The organism is Neoakkermansia glycaniphila (assembly GCF_900097105.1).
Classification (GTDB): domain Bacteria; phylum Verrucomicrobiota; class Verrucomicrobiia; order Verrucomicrobiales; family Akkermansiaceae; genus Akkermansia; species Akkermansia glycaniphila.
On record NZ_LT629973.1, the window covers coordinates 1,524,003 to 1,543,802 of the forward strand.

The window sequence follows — 19,800 nt, forward strand, 5'->3', positions numbered from 1 at the left end:
CGGAAATGCGAACATTATTTTGCGTCAGACGGCTAAAATGTTCGACTTATGGAACAAAAACGAATCGGGTTGAATATTATCGGTGAAAATTTAAGGCGTATCCGCAAGTCGAAGAAGTGGACGCAAACGGCGTTGATCGCTCATTGCCAGATTATGGGGTGGCAGTTGTCGCGTGAATCGCTGGCGAAGGTGGAGACGGGCTTGCGCCGTGTGAACGATGCGGAGGTGTGTCTGTTCGCCAAGGTGTTGCGGTGCCCCATCGATGCTCTTATGGAAGGTGCCGATGAATTTTTGCTGGCGGTAGCGCGTCACGGTCCTGATGTTTCATAATGACGAATGGATTGATAGGAGATTTACCTTTCCTAAAAATTGTTCTGTCCTTTGTCGCATTTTACAAAAGATGGGGCAAGACAACATCCCGGCGTAGGTCTAGAGTTTACATTGTGGTGCGAACTGGCAATATCTGGGAATGTTTATCTCAGTCTGAAGTATTCTTCCGCTCACGTTTCTTGTTTTGAACTGCGGCTTCGTCTTGTTTGCGGATAGGAGGCGGAGGACAGTTGATGTATTGATTGGGTTTGTCGGCGGTGCATGAAAACAGATGTCGACCATGCGATCACCTCATAGAATGTCTGACCGCATAGGGGCACTTGTTCATTTCCCTGATACGTCTTTTGCGGTTGGGTTTTCGTTTTTTATCCGAAAGAGAAGAAAAGAATAATAACAATCTTCGAATTTCGTATTTTGCTTTATTTCAATAAATTGTTTTATATTTAAAACCCAATAATAAATTTGTTAGTATAAAATGTTTGAAAATAAAATAATATTGCATACAATGAAGAGAAGGCTGAAAGATTTTCATATCGGTGCATGGAATATATTCAAATGAATAATTGCGCATGAAGATATGAGGTTTTTGGCACTTTCGTGCGGGTAGACACATGAAGCATATCTGGCTGAAAGCTGGATAAGATGTGTGTATCTAGCGTTTTAAAGCAGGATCAAAAAACCGATTTTACATATCGACAATCAATCATTCAAAATAAGTATGATCAAAAGGATCCTGACATCTTATGCTGCGCGTTTAGATGAATACCTTCGCCGTGAATTTGCCCGACCGGAAGGTGTGGCGGAGGTCGGTTTTCTTGGCAGTCGCACAGGGGAACCTCCCTGTAAACTGATTGTTTCTCTCATCAATATCGAACGGGAGGCGGCCGGGGGATACGCATCCGGCATGCGGCGGGATTCCGGCGAGTATATCCGGAGCTATCCTCCCCTGTTGTTGAATCTGGATTTGATGCTGTCGGCCGTTTATGACGATCAGAGATATGCGGAATCGCTGGCGGTTCTTTCCTCGACCTTGCATTTCATCCAGTCGGCGCCGACTTTCGAATTTGAAAAGAAAGTGTATTCGGTAGAGATGGCGGGGTTGTCTTTGCAGGATGTACACAATATCTGGACGACATTGGGAGGGCAGTATTATCCGTCCGTGATGTGCAAATTGCGGAGGCTTGCGATTGATGCTGCCGAAAGCTCCGGAAGCGGAAGAATTGTCACGGATCCTCCCCTCGTTCATTCCGGCATACGAAAGGAGGAGGCATGAGCGAGTGGGTAAGCCTGGGTCGCGTAGGTGTGCGCCACGAGTATACCAATGGCGGTGACATGGTTGAGCTGATGCCTTTGCCGTGTACCGCCGAGTTGATGCGCCGCCGTGGGGTACTGTTCCGGAAACTGTCGCATGGCATGTGGGAATGGCTGGCTCTCCGGGAAGGTTTTCACGGATTGATGGACGGTGACGAATTGATCTTGTCCATGCGCATATGCAGGCCGGATTTTTTCCCGTATACCGTATGTGACGGCTACGACCCGCGCAAGGTGTATCGAATCGATGTGGAAGGCAGCGGAGAGCTGGATGTGATGTCCCTATTAAGGCCGATCGATGGGGAAGAGAAACGGTATGGGAATGATTTCTGCCGGATTGTCTGGTCACCCAGCAAGCAATGGCTTGAAGAGAAGATGGTTCCCCCAGCCCAGGATACAGCAGGACGCCCCGGCGGCAAAGGAGCGGATGCTTCACGGATGGATCGGGAATCCTGCGATGTGACGCTGCGGTTTCGTGCCCGCAGTTATGTCTGGGAGTATTTCTTTATTCTCAGGCATCCGGACGATGACCGCGGGCCGCGGCTTTTATTGGAAGATGCTTCGCAGTGTGTTTCGTTCGGAACACCTGAAGCGCAAAAGGATAGCATCTTCGGACCAAACGTTTGGAGAATTGCATCTTTGGAACCCGTTAAATCTTTCGAACAGGATGAATATCATCTGATTCTTTCAGAAATTATTCAGAGAGTTCCGCCCAGAAAAAGAATAGTCGCCCGGTTTTTGCCGAGTCCTCAGGCCGGAAGATATTCTTCCGGCAGCGAGGGAGCCATCCGACAAATCTGTTATATATAAAATAATGTTAAAATAGAATAAATACTATGGGAGAATACAAAACACCAGGTGTGTATATTGTGGAAAAGAGCGCTTTTCCCAATTCGGTCGTGGAAGCGCCAACGGCGATTCCCGCCTTTATCGGAATCACGCAGAAAGCCGAAAACGGAGCGGATTCCTTGCTGATGAAGCCGTGGAAGATTTCTTCCATGACGGAATATGTGAAGTATTTCGGAGAAGGACCTTCCCTTGATTTCAAGGTCGATATCAAGACCTATGATCCGGGAGCTTCACGTGACTCGGAAGGAGCTATTACTCCTAAAGACGCTGTGATGAAGCCGGATCCGGGAATATTTCAGCAGGTCGTGGAGGTTGTTGAAACCAATGAGAAGAACGAGTCGGTCAAAAAAGGGTATGCCTTTTGCGTTACAGGGGATAATAAATACACGCTGTACCGCCAGATGCTGATGTTTTTTGCCAATGGCGGCGGCACGTGTTATATCGTGTCCGTAGGTACATACGGTGCGATGCTCAGCAAGGAAAGTGTTGCAGGCGCCTTATCCGCTTTGGAGAAGGAGCAGGAAATTACGATGGTCGTCGTTCCTGAAGCCGCGTATTCCGCGAGTTGCAGCGATATGCAGACGCAGATGCTGAATCACTGCGTCAAGATGCAAAACCGCTTTGCCATTTTCGATGTTCAACCCAAGAGCGATGAAAATGAGCCGATGGCCCTCCAGATATCAAAATTCCAAACGGGTATCGGCGCCAATGGTTTGTCCTATGGCGCGGCCTATTATCCGTGGCTGAATACTTCCGTGCTGTCGGAGATCAAGCCGGGCATGGTGGAGCTGGGAGAAGGATTCCAAACGCATTGCCGCCGCTTTTTCGGTTCTGATCCCCATTTGGCTCAAGCGATTGAGCAGTGCATGGCGAAAAAGATTACACTCAGTGTAGGGCAAAGCCAGATCATCAATGGAGTTTTGTACAAGTATGACGATAGTGGAGCGACTCCGGAAGAGAAGCAAAAGAAGAATACCATTGAGATTAGCCCGGAGTCGCAGACCGTGAACCGGGTCAATCTGCATTACCTGCTCGTGAAGAGTTCCCCTCTTTATCAGACGGCTATGAAAGCGCTGAAAAGCCATTTGAATTTGCTGCCGCCATCTGCTGCGATGGCCGGTCTTTATACGATGGTGGATCAGACGAAGGGCGTTTGGAAAGCTCCGGCCAATGTTTCCGTGAATTATGTGCAAAGTCCTTCGGAGATTATCGACAATGCTGCTCAGATGGATTTGAATGTACCCATGAACGGAAAAGCCATCAATGCGATCCGCTCGTTTATCGGTGAAGGTATCAAGGTATGGGGCGCCCGCACGCTGGACGGCAATTCTCTGGATTGGCGTTATATCAATGTGCGCCGTACGATGCTGTTCCTTGAAGAATCCATCAAGAATGCAGCCCGCGCTTATGTATTTGAAGCTAATGATGCGAATACATGGCTGAATATGAAGTGCATGATTGAGAATTTCCTTCGTGGCGTATGGAAGCGTGGCGGATTGGCCGGCTCTGTGCCCGAGGATGCGTTCAGCGTGCATGTCGGGCTGGGAGATACCATGGCTCCCGAAGATATTCTGGAAGGGATGTTGCGGATTACCGTTCTGGTCGCCATTTCCCGCCCTGCGGAATTCATTGAAATCACCTTCCAGCAACAAATGCAGAAGAGTTGACGGATAGTCGTTATTATTTGGATAAACAATTAACCATTAGATAAAAATATTATGCCAGGAGAAGCACAGGATAAAGAAATATGGCCGTTGCCCGAATTTTATTTCAAAGTCAGTATAGACGATATAGGAGATATGTCGTTCAAGGAGGTTTCCGGCCTCGATATGGAGTTTGATGTGATCGAATACAGGGCGGGCGACAGCAAGGATTTCACGAAGGTCAAGATGCCGGGATTGAGGAAGAGCGGGGATATTACCTTGAAGAAGGGTATTTTCGTCTCTGACAAGCGGTTCTGGGATTGGATCGGAGAAGTCAAGATGAATACGATCAAGCGGCGCGCCGTGACGATCAGTCTGCTGGATGAAAGCGGCTCGCCTGCCCAAAGCTGGAAGCTGACCAATGCCTGGCCGAAGAAGATCACGGTAGAAGGCTTCAAGGCAGATGGAAACAATGTTGCCATGGAGACGCTGATACTTGTTCATGAAGGCATTACGTTGGCCTGATGTAGATCCTTATGTCAAATGAAGATTGGAGCTACCCCCTGGGGTTTATCTTTCACGCTGAATTTCAGTGGGGTAGCGACCATGCTGCGGCTTCATTCATGGAGATAAGCGGTCTCGATCAGGAAATGGTTTTTCAGGAGACTCAACAACAGGGAGATGACGGCGCATGGCTGAAGCTGCCCAGACAGGTCAAACACGGCAATCTGGTGTTGAAACGCCCTTTGGAACCGCTTTCCGAAAAGATCACGGAATGGGTGAAAAGTTGCCTGGCTTTTTCCCGGAACGGGTGGATCAATCCCAGCCTGCTGGTGATCACTCTGTGCAACGAGCGCGGGGAGGTTGCAGCCTCATGGGAATGTTCCAGAGCGTTTCCGATCAAATGGGGCTTGTCCGCTCTGGATTCTCAGAAAAGCGGACTGGCCATCGAGACGCTGACATTGAATTATAATATCCTGGAAAGAAAAATATAATGGCGATTGTCATCAAGGAGATCCGCGTAAATACGGTCGTGGAGAAAAAGATTGTCGGGAAGACGGAGATTTCCGATCAGTTGTATCGCAGACTCAAGGAGGATGTGATCCGCGAATTGTCTTTGAACCGTCAAAGATTGCAACCTCTGCAAAGATCAAAAAACAGAAGATAGAGAAGGAGCGTCCCAATGGAATTCTTGTCATTGTTTTCATACACCGATGTGAATTATTCACAGGAGCACAAGGCAAAGCTGACCTTGCCGCTCAATCCCGAATCGTTGAAATTCGAGAAAGGGATCGTGTATCAGGAAGACAAGGCTCTGGGGACGACCAATGGAAACAATGTTTTCGAGAAGTATAAGCCGGAGATTCTGGCTTTTGCTTTCATTGTGGATTGTACGGGCGTGGTGGAAGGCACACGGAAGGAGGACCGGGTGTATGATAAGATCAAGGCGCTGGAAGACAGTGTGTATTCGTACAATAGCGAAGGGCATCGCCCGTCTTATGTGATAATCGTGTATGGAACGCTGGTGTTCAAGGGCCAGCTTGATTCCATGAAGGTGGAGTATACACTCTTCAATACGAGCGGCATTCCTCTGCGGGCAAAAGTCGAGTTGTCCTTTTCAGGGTTCCGAAGCAGCGGGGAAGACAAGAAGATGTTTACGAAGCTGTCTCCCGATATGTCGAGGATTATCGTGATGAAGGAGAGCGATACGCTGGCCTGCCTGTGCTACCGGATTTACGGGGATTCCCTGTTTGCGGGAGAAGTGGCCCGGTTTAATAACCTCAACGGATTCAGGGACATTCCAGCCGGAACGTCTATTCTGTTTCCTCCTTTGAAGAAAGAATGATATTATGGAGAAATCACCATCGGTATATAAAGACAGAGTGCTCGCATGGAGCGTTTACAGCAACGGCAAAAGGCTGGATGATTCCCATGAATTGATATCCGCCTCCATCCGGCTGGAGTTGAACAGAATCGGGATGGCCACATTGAAGTTCAATGCAGGCGATTTGGATAAGCAGGTATTTCCGGAGACGGATGCCGCTTGTTTCAAGCCGGGCAGTACGATACGGTTCGATGCTGGCGATGTGAATCATCAGGATACCCTTTTTGAAGGGATTGTCACGGAGGTAGGTATTCGTGCGGGGCGGGGAGAACGCGCCCATATGGTTGTGGAATGCCGCGATTGCGCTTATCCCGCCACGCAGGGGCGCAAGAACCGTATTTTCGAGAAGAAGAAGGATAGCGAGATGATCAAGGAGGCGCTTTCCGACTATGGGAGCGTGAAGGCGGATGCGACGGCGTACCAGCATCCAGAGATGGTGCAGTATTATTGTACGGACTGGGATTTTGCCCTGTCTCGGGCGGATGCCTGCGGCCTGTTCATCTGTGTGAAGGGGAAGGAGATCATGGCGATCAAGCCGAAGGTGTCTTCTTCTCCCGTGCTGACTGTGACTTGCGGTTTGGATATGATCGCTTTTGACGGTTCCCTGTCGGGCGGAGAGCAGTTTGCCCGCTATTCCGGGATTTCATGGGATCCGTCGCAGCAAAAGCAGGTGAAGATCGCTTCGGCGGCTCCGGCTCTGAATAAACAGGGTGATTTGCAGCCGGGAGATATTGCCTGCGGCGGAGATCTCCTGCTGCAGACGGATGCCCCGATAGAAGGCGACGCCCTGAAAGAATGGGTGAACAGCATGGCGTTGAAGGCGGGGCTGTCCCGCTATCAGGGGAGTTTCAGTTTTTATGGATCGCCCGAAGTCGAACCCGGCTGCCTGATTGCCTTGAAGGGGCTGGGCAAGCGGTTCAACGGGAATGTTTTTATCGGTTCCGTTCACCATTCCATCGAGAATAACGAGTGGGTGACCGAGGCGGGCATCGGCGTGCGCCCTTCCATGATTACGGAAGAGCCGGATGTGGCGTCTCCTCCGGGAGCCGGGTTTCTTCCGGGGCTGGAAGGCCTGCATACGGGAGTTGTCACGCAGCTCCATGACGATCCCCGGCAGGAGTGCCGTATTCGTGTGGAATTGCCCTGGATGGATGGTTCGAAGAAGGCGCTTTGGGCGCGATTCTCTTCGCCGTATGCCACCGCTGCGGCTGGTGGCCTGTTTCTGCCCGAGAAAGGTGATGAGGTGCTCGTGGGGTTCATCAATCATGATCCGTGCCACCCCGTCGTGCTGGGCAGTCTTTACGGGAAAAAGCACCAGCCCCCGTTCGGGTTCGAGCAGGATAATGACATCAAGACCGTGACGACCCGGGAAAAACTGGAGCTGAAGTTTGACGAAAAACAGAAGACGATCATTCTGCATACTCCCGGCAAGAATACGGTGGAGATCAATGATGAGAAAAAGTCCATCAGATTGTGCGATGAACATAAAAACGAGATTTGCATGGACAAGGACGGTATTTCTCTTTCGTCCGCAAAGGATATTTTCTTGAAGTCGAAAGGCGATATTGTCGCGAAAGCCTGCTCCAAGGCTGAAATCAGCGCCAATTCGGATATCGTGATTACCGGAACCAATGTGAAGGCTTCGGCAAAGGTTTCTTTTACGATCAAGGGGAATGCCTCGACGGAGCTTTCCGCTTCGGGGCAGACGGTCATCAAGGGAGCCATGGTTATGATCAACTAGAAAAGAAAGGAAAAACAATGCCTCAACCAGCAGCAAGAATAAGCGATATGCATGTCTGCCCCATGCAGACGCCGGGGCTTCCTCCCATACCTCATGTGGGAGGCCCTGTGGCGGGGCCGGGCGTGCCTACGGTGCTGATCGGCAAATTGCCGGCAGCCGTCATGGGAGACATGTGCGTGTGCGTCGGCCCGCCGGATACTATTGTCAAAGGTTCCTCTACTGTGTTAATAGGGGGCAAACCGGCAGCAAGGATGGGGGATACGACGGCGCACGGAGGCTCCATTGTACTGGGCTGCCCGAATGTTTGGATAGGATGATAACGATAATCATATGAATGATAATGCGTTTTTAGGCAAGGGCTGGAGTTTTCCTCCGGAATTCGGTAAGAGGTCTCATGGTGTGAACATGGTCGATGGCGACGAGGACATACAGCAGAGTTTGTGTGTTTTGTTGAGCTGTTCTCCGGGAGAGCGGGTACACCGCCCCGATTATGGCTGCGATCTGCGCAGATACGCCTTTGAAGCGATGGATACGGCGGCACAGACTCTTCTTCGGAATGAAATAGAGAGGGCCGTGATTTTGTTTGAACCCCGTATCAGACTGATATCGGTCGAATTCAAAATCGACCATGAGCAGGGGATACTGCGTATTCTGCTGGATTACACGATCAATAGCGTCAACAGGCGCAGCAATATGGTGTACCCGTTTTATCTGAATGAAGGTACGGATTTGATTCTTTAGAAGCTATGGCCGGGGCAGATGTCTATGTGAATAAGGGTATGTCTCAATCCGATTGTCGGTCGGGTCGGGCGGTTCTTGGCGGGTTCGATGCGATGGAATGCGATTGGCGGGAGCTGTTTCGCTGGATTACATCCGTAGGCGGCGCTGCCTCTTCGGAGTATACTCACAACCAAGGGGTTGTGATGCCGGCGGATCTTTGGAAGGATCATATTCTGACTATTCTGATTGAAATCGTCCAGAAGGATGTGCGGAGCTACAAGGCTTCTTTTGTACAGGGGAAAGGTACATCCCGGCAACAGGAATACGACGATGATTTGCGGAACAAGGTTTTGGACTGGCTGCAACGAATAGGGCGTTTTCTGAATTCGCGCTACCATGAGGTTGGGGCGGAATATTCGCGGACTTCCGATGTGCAGGCGGCGCGGCTCATCGAGAAAACGTTGCGTGAATCACTGGATTTTCCGGACAGCCAGCCCGCCGGGCGCAAGGAAATCGGCATTCGCTCCAATCTGCCGTATTACAGGATGCTGAATGCCGTCCACTGTATCAAGGAGCGGAGTGACGAGTATATCCGGATGGTGGAGGAAGGGTGTGATATGGAGCCGTCTTTGGCTCTTTTGCTGACGTTTGTTCGGAATTACGGCGAGATTGTCCGAAAGTTCAACAGGACGATCGAGAGGCTGCCAGATTTTTACTTCCGGGAGATTCTCAAAGCCCGAGCCAGAGCGTGCATTCAGGATAGAACCTTTGTCTCCATTGAGCCTTCCGGGGGATGCTCGAATGGTTTTTTCCTTGAAGCGGGTACCAAGTTCAAGGCCGGAGTTTTGGCGGACGGCAGGGAGCTGCTTTACGGCACGTTATCGAGGGAGTTCATGACAGCCATGAAGCTGGAGGCCGTCCATTCCGTATTCGAGCGCAGAGGGGAAGTTTATCGCCTGCCGGTCGATTTTTCCGATCCGGCTTTTGAGACATGCTTGTTCCCTGAAAATACCGAGGCTGTTTTGAGGGCGCCATGCGGCTGGATGGTCGAATCCCGTGTGCTGCTCTTGGAAGAGGGGGAGAGGAGTATTCGTCTTCTGTTCCGGCTGGATGGGATGCAGGCCTCTTCCACCTTGGGGCAGGGTATGCAGGATGTTGCCGTAGAGGTGAGCGGCGCTGAAGGCTGGATCTGCAAAACGGCGGTTCTTTCTCTCGATTCCTCCGAGGATGTGGAGTTGTCGTGTTCATTTGAGCTGGATATGCAGGACGCCGCTATCGTGCCATGCACGGATGCGCTGCATGGCCTGGAGTCCCGTGACCCGATTGTCCGTATTCTGGTTGATTGCGGAGTTCCCGGAAATGAATGGATGACGGGCGCCGTGTTTTCCGCTGTCAGAATCGAGGTGCAGGCGAGCGGTATTCGTGCGATCAGCTTGTATAATGAACTGGGAGAGCTGGATGCTTCCCAGCCGGTATATCCTTTCGGTACTCAGGCGGAACGGGGGGCGTGGTTGATGTTCGGACACAAGGAGTTGAGTTTCAAAAAATGGACGGAAATCGAGCTGCGAGGGGTATGGAACAGGCTGCCTCAAACGGATGGGGGATATGCCGATGTTTATAAAAATTATCCGGCGGCTTCGTCGATTACCAATGCTTCTTTCCGCATCAAGACGGAATGGCAGAAAAACGGGCAATGGCATCCGTGCCTGCGCGACGGCGCGACCGAACCGCTTTTTACACTCTCGCCGGAGACGGGCCGCTTGCAGGAAGATGCCGTCATTCCTTTTCGGAGGCAGGCGGCAAGGGAGATAGCCCTGGATGGTGCAGCCTGCGAGGCCTTTGAGTACCACCGGGATCGTACGGGCTTTTTCCGGATCGTACTTCAGGAGCCGGGAATGGGGTTCGGCATGGAAGCGTACAGGCGCCTGTTCGCGGAAACCATGATCCATAACAGCAGGAATAAGGAAAAGCGGCAAAGGGCGCTTCCTGTCATGCCAGTGGTTCCCGTGCTGTCGGATCTGTCGCTTTCTTACAAGGCCACGGCGGAGATCAACCGCTTTCGGTCGGAGGGGGTGGAGTTGTCGCGCATTTCCGTGGTGTCCGGTTTTGTGCCTGTGGATATGAAGGAGCCGCAGGCATTCGCCTGGAATCCGGCCGGGGAGCATCTGCTTTATTTCGCTTTTCGCCATGCTCCGGGAGTGCGCAGAGTGCGGATGTATTTCGATCTGGGTTCCGGAGGCCATGTCGTTTGCTGTGCGGCGGGTGGCGATGGAGTTTTGCCGGTTCTTTCCTGTGATTATGGGGTGGGAGAAGGGTTGTGGAACGATTATGATGGTGTGGCGGTGATTGAAGACGGGACGGGAGGATTGACCAGAAGCGGTTTTATGGAGGTCGAGCTGCCGGAGGATGTGAATGCACGCTGGCTGGACAGGGATGGGCTGTTCTGGTTGCGGCTGCGTGTAAGCGGAGATGTGGGGCAGTGCCTCGCCGTGCGCTGCATTTACATGAATTGCGTGGTGGTCGAGGCCGAAGGCGGCGACGGACATTCCCTGCCCGCCGGGACAATACAGGAGCTGCTGGAGGCCGATGAGAGGATTGGCGCGGTGTGCCAGCCTTTGCCCGGATGCGGGGGGCAGCCGGAGGAGACGGAAGATATGGTTGCCGTGCGGCAGAGCGCCCGCATGGCGGACAGGCGCCGGGCCATTACGCCGAAGGATTATGAGCGGCTGGTGTTGGAGAGGTTTTCCGAAATCGAGAAGGTGTATTGTTTTCCGCAGAGGAAGGAATCTGCGCCTGCGGAGGTGCGTGTCGTTGTGTTGTCCCGACAGGCGGACAGCCCGTATCCGTGGACTCCGGCGTGGAAACTGTCCGCAATCGGGAATTGCCTTGCAGAATATGCTTCGCCTTTTGCTCCCCTGCGGGTGTGCAATCCGGAGTATCCGCAGATCAATGTGGCCTGCGCGGCTGTCATGAAAGCCGGCTCTGTGGATGAAGAGGCGGTCGTGCGAAGAATGTGCAGGCGCATCAACAGCTATTTTTCCGGATGGATGGCATCGGGTTCTCTGCCGGAGCTTGGGTGGCATTATTCCTATCGGGAGTTGCATTCCCGGCTGGTCAATGATGAGGATATCGTGCAGTTGCACCAATTGTCCATCAGCGCGGGAGAAGGCTGGGAAGATTATGTAGACGTTCAGTCCGACGGGCAATACATTGCCGCGAAAAAACCATGGTACGTTCTCGTTCCTCATATTACCCGCATCAGGCTGCTGCCGTTGAATGCGGGGATAGGCAGGGCCGAGATCGGAGCCAATTTCATTATCAGGAACAGTTATGAAAGACAGGAACACGCTTAAGGAATATTTCAAGTCGGGCAATGCTCCTACGGAGGAACAGTTTGCCGAATTGATCGACTCGATGCCCAATATACGGGAAGACGGCGTCGTCCGCACAGCCCGCGACGGTATCGCCTTTTACTCTCGGGAGGGGCATGATACATGGGCCTCGTTCTATGGAAACGCCCCGGAAGGCGCGGATGCTTTCGGGGGGGAGGGAAGCGGTGGTGCGCTTCCTTGCTGGACTCTTGCTGCGGGTCAAAACAAGGAATTGATTCTGAAGGATGAAACGGGAAAATCGGTGCTTGTCATTGCGCAAGGGCGTACCATTTCCCCTGCCGTAGAGCCTGATGCCGGGGATGCCTGCCGGATGATGCCCGCCGACGGTTATTGGCACGATTTGCCGATTGAGGCGAAAGCCGGCAGGGAAAGCCACGGATGCAGGGTGTACCGGATATTGGCCGTTTACCATCGCGGAAAGACGTGCTGCCGCATGGCCGAGGCCGAGGCCAGCCATTGCGGCGGGGGGCAGTTGAGGCTTTCTTCTCCCCAGAAACGGTGGGGGATATGGCGCGGTCCCATTTGCCTCCGGTGGAAGAGGAAAAACGGGGGATTGTTTCTTCAAATGCGGGGCAGGCGAATGTACGAGGGAACGATACGCTACCGGATGACGGAAGTATGGAAGAATAAGGCTCCGGGTCTGAACTAATCAAGAAGGGATAAGGATAATGGATACCGACGGCCTGTACATCGAGCAGAAGCGCAAAGAGGATTTTTTGTATTCTGTCCTGCAGAAAAAGACGCTGGACGAGATACAGCGCCTGTCGGGCAGCGTATGGACGGATTTCAACGCGCATGATCCGGGAGTCACCATTGCTGATGTGGCCAATTATGCCCTGACAGAGCTGGATTACAAACTCGGTTTCGATTTGCAGGATTATTTGACGGGCGAAGCGGAAGCCTTTTCTCCGGAACATTTCGGATTGTTCTTTCCGGAAGATGTTTATTCAAATGCGCCTGTGACGCCGGACGATTATCGGAAACTGCTGTATGCCGAATTTCCGGCTTTGGAATGGATCGGGATTCAGTGCGATGCGGCGACCGGGGCTTACAATATCAATGTGCGGTGTTCGCCTCTGGATGAATCACCGGATATTCTTGAGAAAGTGCAGGCTCATTTTCAGGCTCACCGCAATTTGTGCGAAACCTTGAAAAACGTCCGGCTGCAAAAGACGCTGCCTTTGTTTTTCCATGCGGAATTGGAAATCGAGGCAGGAGCCGATCCTGCAGAGCTGCTGGCGCTGGTTTATTGGCATATCATCCGTTATCTGTCCGGCTCCGTGCTGGTGGAGCGGGCGGGAGAGTGCATACCCGGCGGATTGTCTCCGGAAGAATGGCTGGAAGGCCCGACCGGGAAAACGAGGGTGACGATACCCCGGCAGGACAATACGGAACACGAATTATACAAGCAGCTTGCCTCTCTCCCGGGCATCAGGGGCTTCAAAACCTGTTATTTTCTGGATCAGAAGGGCCGCATCATCACGAATTTCAGCCCGGAGTATCAGGTTGCGATACCCCGGCAGCAGCAGGATTTCCGGGTTCGAATGACTGTGGATGAGCTGGAAGTTTCTTTTGATGCGGATCAATTCATGGAAAACCTGCAGGTGTTGCATCAATCCGATGTGTTGGCCCGCCTGCGCCCGGCTGCCGCAGAGGGTGGTGAAAAGGGCGCCGATGCCTGCCGTTTCCTGCCCGGGGGCGTGTATCGCCGGGTGTTCGGGCATAAGCCCATTGCCGCCGATATGCCGGGCTGCTATGGCCTGAGGAATGGAGCTCTGCCTTCATCGGCAACGGACGCAGGGAAGGGATGTTCCGCCCCCTTGTCCTCCTATCTGGATTTGTATGATCGTGTGATCCGAAGAGGATTGAGTGAACTGCGCCTGGTCAAGGATCTGCTTTCCCTTGAGAACGGGCATGCTGCGGTTTTGTCGACCATGGATATTTTGCCGCAGGAAGGGCAGATCCGGTACAAGACGAATGATCGGTTTCGGGATGTCTTCGGCGTCAAAACGCGCTATCTGGATTTTCTCGATCGTTTGTTCGGCGTGGAAAGTTGCCCGGACTGGCTGTCCGAATTCAGTGCGGATGGTGAAACGGAAGACGAATTGCTGAAAAGGAGAATGGCCTTCTTGCGGCAAGTGCCGCATCTTGTGCGCAATCGTTTTCGCGCCTGCGATATCGAGGGAGGTTTGTCGGCAAGCAATATTTCCGGTATCAAGGCTTATTTGTCATGGCTGCTCGGCATGAATGCGGATGAGACGGTGTCGGTGGGCAATATCCTTCCCAGCCATAATCTGATTCTGATGGGGGATGATCCTGAATACAAGCCGTTCAGGGACAGGATGACTTCCATGCTGATCGATGAAAGCCGGATGGATCGGGCCAATATCGGGAATATCGAAAAAATCGGCTATTCGCCGATTGAGGAAAACGAGTGGCGGCAATGCGGGAGAAAGGAGCGCGCCGGGCGGTATGAAGCGTTGCGGCGGGAATTGGGCTTCTTCCATACCAATATGATCAGCGGTGGCTTGTTCCGGGGGGGCGTCTGTCTGGATAACTATAAATTGGTTCATCTCGGAGAGGGGGAATATTTGCTCGCTTTCTGGAACAATGAGGATCGGGAATGGTGTTGTCTGGGCCGCATGAACGATCGGGAAAGGCTGCTGGAGCTGGCCCGGACGCTGCGCCATTATCTCCGGGAGCTGAATCTCAAGAGTGAGGTGGTGTATGTCGTGGAACGCCAGTTGCTGAATCCGCCTGAATACTTCACCGTTTCATTCGTCTTTCCCGACTGGACGGCGCGGTTCAAATCAGCCCGCTTCCGGGAAAGATGCAAGCAACTGGTCAGAAGCCTTCTCCCGGCTCACCTGAATGCGCGGTTGCATTGGCTGGATGTTCTTCAAATGCAGAGATTCGAGGAAAATTACCGCAAGTGGTGCGTGAGTTTGCACCGAAGCGGCAGTGAAACGTATGCGGACGGCATTCTGCACATTCTGAACCACTCCAAATCTGTTTCCGATGTATGATTACCGTAGACCGGCTATCGTTTCAATTCGTTGCGGACAATGAAACGTTCGCTGCCGATCTGTATGCCGGGTGGGATGATTTTTGCCGTCGGTGCTTCACGGAGGTGCTGGACGATTTTCTTTCCGGATTTGACGGAAGGGACGAGTTGATCGAAGTGGATTCCCTGACCCTGAATCTGGGCCGTATGGAGGAAGAAGAATTGTTGACGGTTTTTCCTGTGCGTGTGCGGGAGGAGCTGGAGCGCGTCTTCCGTCCCGGCACGATGCAGAGAATTTTCGGCCGGGAATTGGCGAAGAGACGTTTGGAAAATCTTCTGTTTTATTTGTCCTGCGGTGTTTGCAAGCCGGAATGGCACGACGGCCGTTTTGATATGCGGGAAGAGCTGGCGTTCATCATCCAGCATGCGCCGGATGCGCTGGCTCTCTTGATGCGGAGCTGTTTTCAGGAAGCGCGCCGCATGGAGCGGCTCTTATCCGGTGCGGACGGGCGGCAATTCGGCATCTTGGCGACGGCATGGAATGATTGCCGACAAATCGGTCAGGATGACCGGCAGAGGATGCTGGCCTCTCTGGCAACGGCCCGGCCCGGCCTGATGGCCGGTTTTCTGGAGGCTGTGCAGGGCGACGCGGAGTTGCTGCGTCGTCTGGCGGCCTGCTTGAATGCGGGACTGGATGCCGATCGTACCCTGGCGGAATCCACCCGTACCGCCGTCAGGATGAAATTGGTGGAGAGGATGCCGGAAAACCTGCGCCCTCTGCTGTTGGCGCAATGGGCGGGCAGCATGTTCTGGCTGTCCAGCCCGGCCATCAGCCATTTTGAAAAGCAGCGGTATCTGGCGGCGGTTCTGGAATCCTCGCCGGAAATCGTCGTGCGCTTCATTCATGAATCCGGCGGCGATATGCTGCCCGCATTGGCGGAGTTGCTGGATTCCCTGACGGTGAAGAGGATCATGGTGGAAGAATGCGAGAGCCATGCGGAAGTGGATGTTCCGCCCTACTGGCATTACCTCTACAACTGGTTTCTGGAAAATTATCCGTTCAACGGCGTGTATTCGTTCGGCGACAAGAAACAGTTTCGGCAGCACTTGAATGTCAAATTCCTTTCTTTTATCAGAAAAAGAATGGATGCCGCCTATTTGTCGAAGGCGGAATTGACCGTGCAATTCCTGTTGGAAGTCTTCGGGCGGGAATATTATCTGGATGTGCTGGACGTTCTTTACAGGCGGCAGCCGCTCCATGCGGACGGCACTCCGGTCGATGGAGGGTATTTCAACATGGAGCTGTATCATATGTTCATGAGGCTTTCCCTGCTGAGATTTCCGGCGAAGAGGAGCGGCGCGGTATCTTCTCCGCTGCAGGACGGATTGCCCCGGAGGCTCGAAACGCAATTTGCGGAGATGGTGGCGGATGAGTCCCTGCCAGTGGAACAACGCCGGCAATATCTGGCTGCCTGTTTCCGGGAAGAGCCTCGCGGCACGGAAGCCATGCTCTGCGCCTTGCTCCGCCGGAAAGGCATGTTCAGGCTGGTCGCCGAGTTGGCGGATCGGGAGATGCTGTATGTGCTGTTGTCCTTGTCGTCTTTGCGCGCTTGCGAACTGGCTCGGCAAACCGTGTGGGCGATGGAGCATCCGGCGTCCGGCACAGGGGCGATGGCTGCGAGTGGTCGGGAAGTTTCCGCATGGTCCGTCAAAAAAGGCTTGTTGTATTTTTGGCTTCATCATGCAGGCCGAAGCGCCGGCCCGGAAGAGGAGGTCGGAATACTGGTATCCGCTTTCCTTGATGGGTTGGATGAAGAGGGGAATCCTCTGCCTGAAATGAAATCTGGAGAGGAACATGTGTTCCGGTCGCTGCAAGTGGTGGCGAGAGCTTTGCATTTGAACGTGTTCAACGAATGGATTTATGAAAACGGCGGGAACATTCTGCCGCCAAGCGAGCAGGAATGGCCGGAAAATGCTGTGCCCGATGAACGTCTGTTTTCCCGCTTGCATGCCATCCTGACCCATGAACGACCAGGTAAAGAGGAACGCAGGATGCTGCTGGCCGCCTATCTCGAAGCCTGCCAGACAAGCTGGCCGCAGATGCTTCTTGAGCTGCGCAGGAATGGCTTGCTGCACCGTTTTGCGGAATTGGGCGGGCATCCCTTGATGATGTCGATGGCGGAGTTCCTGTTCGAGAGCATGGGGAATGAACGATTGCGGCAGGTGAAAGTTCTGTATCGGTGGATGTGTGCAAGCAGTGCGGTGCGTGAACTCATGGCGGATTCATCGCAGGCCGGAATGGATGCCCGCATTTTGGCGGTACTGGCCCAGTGGACGGAATCCGGTGTTTTTGCGACATTGGTGCCGGAAGCGCTGTGCAGGCGGTTCATGTGTGCTCTGGTGGGTGAAAGCGGGTATGAAGAGGCGCTTCTTCTTCTGGAAAAGCATTTGACGGGCAAAACGGCAAGAAAGAATGCGGATCGCGGTGTGGCGGATGGCGACTTATGGAAGATCCTGATACGGTCGCTCCATTCGCATACACAGGGCAATGCTTCCTCGTCGCAGGGCATTGTATCCGGCGAAAGCATGGGGATTGTGGAGGAATCCGGGGAAGTGGAATACAGTGTGGCGGAATGCGGCCATGATGTGCGGTTGATTGCAGAGATGTCCGGAACTTCGGAAGAGAAAGAAAGGCTCTTGCGAAAACTTGTGGATTCGGATTCAGCCGCCCTGCTTCCGGCTTTGGAAAGCTTCAGCAGGGATGAAGACGCCTTCCGGAGATTGGCCGGAGCGCTGCCCTATTCGGACTTGATGAAGGTTTTCGGCAGCATTGTGCCGGAGCGTAAAGAGCTGCTTTCGCGTGCTGCCGAGGCCATCATGCGGAGCGGCGGAAAGCAATACGGTGTGGCTGCGGCCGGACGTGCGGAATGGGAGGCCTGGCTCGGGCAGGCGTTGCTGCTGTGGCTTGTGGAAGGGAAAGCTCTTCTGCTGAGGACGTGGAGTCATGAAGAAATGGTCCGGCAGTTGGTTGGGAATCTTCACCGTATTGCCGACGGACGGATTGAGAGGGAAAAGAGCGGTTCGACGGATATGGAAGCATCCCGGCAGGATGTGGGCCGATTGCTGGATGAACTGAATCTCCGCCCGATCGATGGGCATGAATCCATGCTTTCGTCAGAGACTGCTTCCGTGGCTTCCTTGCATGCCGGGAGATTGCTGGCATGGCTGAAGGATGAAGAAGTTTCTGCCGGAGAGAAGAAGCGTATATTGGCCATTCATGCAGAAGAATGCCCTGGCGCTCTTGTGGAAGTCGTTTTGCAGTGTGTCGGCGGCAGCTCTGACAGAGGCATCTGCGAATGGATGGATACACGGTCTCTGGTGGGCCTGATTGCTCGCATTTCTCTGGCAAAGGCGGAAATGCTGAACCAAATCATCGAAAGGTTGAGGGAGAGGCATTCCGTATCGGAACAAACGTTGAAACGTGGATTGCTGGAAATGCTGTTGCGTATCAAAAACGATTATTCCCGCCAGATGACAGCCGATTCGCTTGCGAAGCTGTTTTTGCAGTTCATGCTTTCGGAAGAAGAAGCACAACCTTCAGAACAACAACCAATAAATAACAAACAAATGGATTCAAAGAACATAACAACGGAGTCGATTTTGGGTGAACTGTCCGTTTCCCCATCGGAAGATCAAGCGACAGTCAGCCCGACCATGGAAGATGTGAAGTATTTGACGGTGCACAATGCCGGACTTGTTTTGCTTGTGCCGTGGTTTCGCCGTTTATTCTCCATGCTGGGTCTGTTGAATGAAGAAATGGGGGACTTCAAGAATACGGAATCCCGGATACGGGCGATCTTCATCCTGCAGTATCTTGTCACCGGGCAAAACACGGAATACGAAGAACAGGAACTGGCCTTCAACCGTGTTCTGGCTGAGTGCCCTTTTTCCTGCCCTCTGCCCAAATCTCTGGAACTGACGCCACACGAGATGGAGACGGCTGCCTCCATGATGGAGGGGGTGATGGCAAACTGGGAGAAACTGAAGAATACTTCCGTGCAGGGATTTCGGAATGCGTTTATTGCGCGTTCAGGCCGTTTGGAGCAGTTGGAGGAAAAATGGCTGTTGACCGTGGATCAACGTGCTTACGACATGCTCTTGGATTCGCTTCCGTGGTCATATAAAATGATACGGTTTCCATGGTTGAAAAAAATGATTATTGTTGAATGGAGGAATGTCTGATGCTGATCGAATGGTATCGGTCATTGGGTAAAACGAAGAAGATGAAAAATCCCGGCAAGCAGGGTTGAATATGAAGAAGAGAGAAAATGATGAAAACGGAAAAAACATATCAGGAAAAAGTTGCGCGTACCATACAGCCGGTCAGGGATGCAGGCACCATGCAATTCGTCGATAACCGCCATACGAATGGAATACCGGAGCCAGCCGTTCAACGGCTGGCTTTGGACGAGGAAGATGTCCTTCAAGGTAAATTTTCAACCACTCCCGTTCAGATGGAGGAAGATGATGAAGAGCTCGCCCCCATCCAGCAAAGACCGAACCTCACAGGCTTGCCGGATCATTTGAAATCGGGAGTAGAGCAGCTTTCCGGGTTCTCTATGGATGACGTGCGGGTACACTACAATTCATCCCAGCCTGCGACTGTGCAGGCTCTGGCTTACACGCAGGGGACTGATATTCATGTAGCTCCGGGACAGGAACAGCACATTCCGCATGAAGCATGGCATGTGGTTCAGCAGATGGGCGACGAGGTGTCGCCGACGACTGAAATAGGAGGCATGCCGGTCAATGACGATGCGATGCTGGAACATGAGGCGGATGTGATGGGTAACAAGGCGAACGATATGATTTGACAATCGGGGTATGGGATATTGCTCAAAGAAGGTAAATCAAAGAAAAACATA

Annotated in this window: 15 protein-coding genes; all 15 read left to right on the forward strand. The window is 52.8% G+C overall.

Features of this window, described 5'->3' with window-relative positions; translation table 11 throughout:
* The first annotated feature begins 48 nt into the window (after positions 1 to 48).
* The 15 genes from PYTT_RS06340 to PYTT_RS06410 all read left to right on the forward strand — a co-directional run bounded on the left by PYTT_RS06340 (position 49) and on the right by PYTT_RS06410 (position 19,749).
* Positions 49 to 330, forward strand: coding sequence for a helix-turn-helix domain-containing protein (locus PYTT_RS06340; protein WP_083076685.1), 282 nt, complete (start codon positions 49 to 51; stop codon positions 328 to 330).
* 718 nt (positions 331 to 1,048) lie between these two features.
* Positions 1,049 to 1,603, forward strand: coding sequence for a Pvc16 family protein (locus PYTT_RS06345; protein WP_067775509.1), 555 nt, complete (start codon positions 1,049 to 1,051; stop codon positions 1,601 to 1,603).
* Positions 1,600 to 2,451 (forward strand): hypothetical protein, encoded by an 852-nt coding sequence (locus PYTT_RS06350; protein WP_067775506.1) that lies wholly within the window; start codon positions 1,600 to 1,602, stop codon positions 2,449 to 2,451. Before PYTT_RS06345 ends, PYTT_RS06350 begins: the two co-directional genes overlap by 4 nt.
* A gap of 26 nt (positions 2,452 to 2,477) precedes the next feature.
* On the forward strand, positions 2,478 to 4,157 hold the full coding sequence (locus PYTT_RS06355) for a phage tail sheath family protein (RefSeq protein WP_067775503.1): 1,680 nt from the start codon (positions 2,478 to 2,480) through the stop codon (positions 4,155 to 4,157).
* A 51-nt stretch (positions 4,158 to 4,208) separates the two neighbouring features.
* Positions 4,209 to 4,658 (forward strand): phage tail protein, encoded by a 450-nt coding sequence (locus PYTT_RS06360; protein ID WP_067775498.1) that lies wholly within the window; start codon positions 4,209 to 4,211, stop codon positions 4,656 to 4,658.
* 11 nt (positions 4,659 to 4,669) lie between these two features.
* A complete protein-coding gene (locus tag PYTT_RS06365; protein WP_083076683.1) occupies positions 4,670 to 5,128 on the forward strand; it encodes a phage tail protein in 459 nt (152 codons plus the stop codon).
* A gap of 188 nt (positions 5,129 to 5,316) precedes the next feature.
* On the forward strand, positions 5,317 to 5,979 hold the full coding sequence (locus tag PYTT_RS06370; RefSeq protein ID WP_067775492.1) for a LysM peptidoglycan-binding domain-containing protein: 663 nt from the start codon (positions 5,317 to 5,319) through the stop codon (positions 5,977 to 5,979).
* A 4-nt stretch (positions 5,980 to 5,983) separates the two neighbouring features.
* Entirely contained in the window at positions 5,984 to 7,759 is a 1,776-nt protein-coding gene (vgrG, locus tag PYTT_RS06375) for a type VI secretion system tip protein VgrG (RefSeq protein ID WP_067775490.1), read from the forward strand.
* A gap of 17 nt (positions 7,760 to 7,776) precedes the next feature.
* Complete coding sequence (locus PYTT_RS13015) at positions 7,777 to 8,076, forward strand: PAAR domain-containing protein (RefSeq protein ID WP_083076680.1); 300 nt, start codon at positions 7,777 to 7,779, stop codon at positions 8,074 to 8,076.
* Positions 8,077 to 8,089: 13 nt separating this feature from the next.
* Positions 8,090 to 8,500: a GPW/gp25 family protein gene (locus PYTT_RS06380; protein WP_067775488.1), complete on the forward strand. Its 411-nt coding sequence runs from the start codon at positions 8,090 to 8,092 to the stop codon at positions 8,498 to 8,500.
* Between the two features lie 182 nt (positions 8,501 to 8,682).
* On the forward strand, positions 8,683 to 11,832 hold the full coding sequence (locus tag PYTT_RS06385) for a baseplate J/gp47 family protein (protein WP_141675795.1): 3,150 nt from the start codon (positions 8,683 to 8,685) through the stop codon (positions 11,830 to 11,832).
* A complete protein-coding gene (locus PYTT_RS06390) occupies positions 11,810 to 12,520 on the forward strand; it encodes a hypothetical protein (RefSeq protein WP_067775482.1) in 711 nt (236 codons plus the stop codon). The genes PYTT_RS06385 and PYTT_RS06390 overlap by 23 nt, the downstream gene beginning before the upstream one ends.
* A 19-nt stretch (positions 12,521 to 12,539) precedes the next feature.
* Positions 12,540 to 14,897 carry a hypothetical protein gene (locus tag PYTT_RS06395; protein WP_067775479.1) on the forward strand — a complete coding sequence of 786 codons (2,358 nt, stop codon included), beginning with the start codon at positions 12,540 to 12,542 and terminating at the stop codon, positions 14,895 to 14,897.
* A complete protein-coding gene (locus PYTT_RS06405) occupies positions 14,894 to 19,117 on the forward strand; it encodes a contractile injection system tape measure protein (RefSeq protein WP_067775476.1) in 4,224 nt (1,407 codons plus the stop codon). Before PYTT_RS06395 ends, PYTT_RS06405 begins: the two co-directional genes overlap by 4 nt.
* An 89-nt stretch (positions 19,118 to 19,206) precedes the next feature.
* A complete protein-coding gene (locus PYTT_RS06410; protein WP_067775627.1) occupies positions 19,207 to 19,749 on the forward strand; it encodes an eCIS core domain-containing protein in 543 nt (180 codons plus the stop codon).
* The last annotated feature ends 51 nt before the right edge of the window (positions 19,750 to 19,800 follow it).